Raw genomic sequence first — 2,819 nt, 5'->3', positions numbered from 1 at the left:
GGCGGGTCTGGCGGTGACACCGCAGTTGTTGTTCGAGCATCCTACGCTGGCGGGGTTGAGCGCGCAGTTGGCGAGGGACGACGAAGAGGCGTCGACACCGGCGGCGGACACGCCTGGCGACCCCGCCGCATCGTTCGGGCTGACCCCGATCCAGCATTGGTTCTTTGAACAGGACTTGGCCGCGCCGCAACATTGGAATATGTCGGTCTGTGTGCGCGTTCCCGAACGTCTCGATCCGGGCGCGCTGGCCGCTGCCGTGCACGCCGTGGTCGAGCGACATCCGATGTTGCGAGCCCGCTTCGCCCGCGATAAGCGCACCCATTGGCAGCAACGTATCGGCGAATGGAACCCACAGCAGTTTGCCCACGAAGATCTGCCATGCGCCGAGCACGCGCAGCGAATGACGCAGTGGCAGCGTAGTCTCGACCTGCGGCATGGACCGGTGTTCCGCGCCCTTTACCTGAGCGAACCAGACGTATCGGAAGGCCGCCTGTTGTTGGTCGCCCATCACCTGGTGGTCGATGGCGTGTCTTGGCGCCAGTTGCTGGACGATTTACAGCAGGCGTATCGCGCCTGCGTTCAAGGCCAGACGCCTGTGCTGTCCGCACCCGGCGCCACGTTCGCCCACTGGCAGCGCTTCCTGACCGAGGGTCTGGAACCGCGGCGGCTCCAACAGTGGCGCGACTACTGGTCGCAATTCGATGCTGGCGAACCGTTCGCCCCGTTACCCTTCAAAGCGTGCCGTAATCGCGAATGCGACAGCGACACGCTCCACACCCGGCTCGACCGCGAAACGACCGCTCGCCTGCTTGGCGATGGCCCGCGTGCATTCCGCACTCAACCGCAAGAACTGCTGCTGGCTGCACTGGCGATCGCATTGGCGTCGCTGTGCGGCGATCGCCGCGTATCGATCGAACTGGAAGGCCACGGCCGCGAACCATTGGATTCGGGCCTCGACCTGTCCGGTGTGGTCGGGTGGTTCACCACACGTTACCCGGCGTTCCTGCGGCTACCTGATGATTCAACGCCAGAGGCCGCACTGGCGGCGGTGAAGGATCAATTACGCGCCATTCCCGATCGCGGCCTGGGTTACGGCGTGCTGCGCTACCTGCACGGCGAATTGCGCGAAGTGCCGGCGGCGCAGGTGTGCTTCAACTATCTCGGCCAGGTACGTACAGGTGGCGAAAGCAACTCCTGGCGCTTTGCCGACGGCTTCGACGGCGGCAGTCGAGATCCGGAAACGCCGCGCCGCCATCTGCTGGATGTGGGCGCCCTGGTGGTGGATGGTGAACTCGGCATCGATTGGACCTGGCCGCGCGAAGCGGTTGCCCGTGACGTCATCGCAAAGCTGAGCGAGCGCTATCTCGACGCGCTGGCCGTGCTGCTGGATCTTGGTGCCACGCATGCCGAGCGCATCACTCATGGCGAGGTGCCGCTGGCCGGGCTGGATGAGCGCGCATTCGCGCGGCTGGCTCGCCACTATTCCGACCTGGAAGACGTTTATCCGGCATCGCCGCTACAGGAGGGGCTGCTGTTCCATGCGATCGATGCACAAGACGAGGCGGTGTATGTCAACCAGACCACGGTGACACTGGAAGGTGCGTTCGACTCGGCCGCGTTTGCGCAGGCTTGGCGACAAGTCATCGCACGTCACGCCATCCTGCGCACCGGCTTTGTCTGGGACGGCCTGGAGCGGCCGCTGCAACTTGTGCGCAACGCAGCCGCGCTGGCCGTGCGCGAAGTCGATCTGCAAGGAAGCGATGAAGCGACCATTACTGCTGCGTTGACAACCGCCCAGCACGAAGACCGCCACGAGCCTTTCGATCTTGACCAACCGCCGCTGATGCGGGTGCGACTACTGCGCTGCAACGCGCAGCGGCACATCGTGGTCTGGACGCGGCACCACCTGATCGTCGATGGCTGGAGTTCGGCTTTGCTGATCCAGGAAGTGCTGGCCGTCTATCACGCACTTGCGAACGGCCACATGCCGGTGCTTCCGCCTCCGCCTGCCTACCGCGAATACCTCGGCTGGTTGCAACGCCAGGACAGCAGCGAAGCGGAGGCATGGTGGCGTAACGAACTCGCCGGAATCGACACGCCTGCCCGGTTGCCGGAAGTGCAGAACCCGCAGCCCGGCTTCGTCCAGTTGCGACGCGATCTGGAACTCTCCGATGTCGTGGCATTGGCCGCAAGCCATCACGTCACCGTGGGCACTGTGTTGCAAGGCGCATTGGCGTTGGTGTTACATCGCTACTACGGTCGCGATGACTTCATCATCGGCCTCACCAGTTCGGGTCGTCCGGCGGAACTGCCGGAAGTCGAACGCATCCTCGGTGTCTTCATCAATACGTTGCCGCTGCGGATACGGATCACGCCCAGCGCCAACCTGGGAGACTGGTTGACAGAACTGCATCGTCATGGACAAACCGCGCGTACTTACGAACACTTGCCATTGGCGCGAGTGCAAGCGCTGTCCGGATTGCCGGGCGGCACTGCGTTGCTCGACACGTTGCTCGTGTTGGAGAACTACCCAGCCGCAACGACCACTTCCGATAGTGGTCTTCGCATGCGCGAGCACGACAGCGCCGATTTGACTCACTATCCGCTGACGCTCGCAATGGTCGCCGAAGGCCATCGGCTCCACATGCAGGTCTCGCTCGACCGTAGTCGTATCGACGCCTGGCTGGTCGAACAACTCCTGGACGATCTGGCCTTCGTGCTCGCACAACTGCCCTCGTTGGCTTCGCCGCAGGCACTGCCGCCGTTGCCATCGCAGAGCCCGGCCGAGACGCCGCGCCTGTCGCTCGCCGACGACACCA

The 2,819-nt window shown here is 64.0% G+C and carries 1 protein-coding gene; it reads left to right on the top strand.

Annotated features, from left to right (window positions below):
• Positions 1 to 2,819: condensation domain-containing protein (locus tag EBB59_RS13110; protein WP_245979334.1), on the top strand; the 2,819-nt coding region annotated here is incomplete at both ends.

Origin of the sequence: Solilutibacter pythonis (assembly GCF_003697345.1) — a bacterium.
Taxonomy (GTDB): Bacteria; Pseudomonadota; Gammaproteobacteria; order Xanthomonadales; family Xanthomonadaceae; genus Solilutibacter; species Solilutibacter pythonis.
This window is presented reverse-complemented; position numbering and strand designations above follow the sequence as displayed.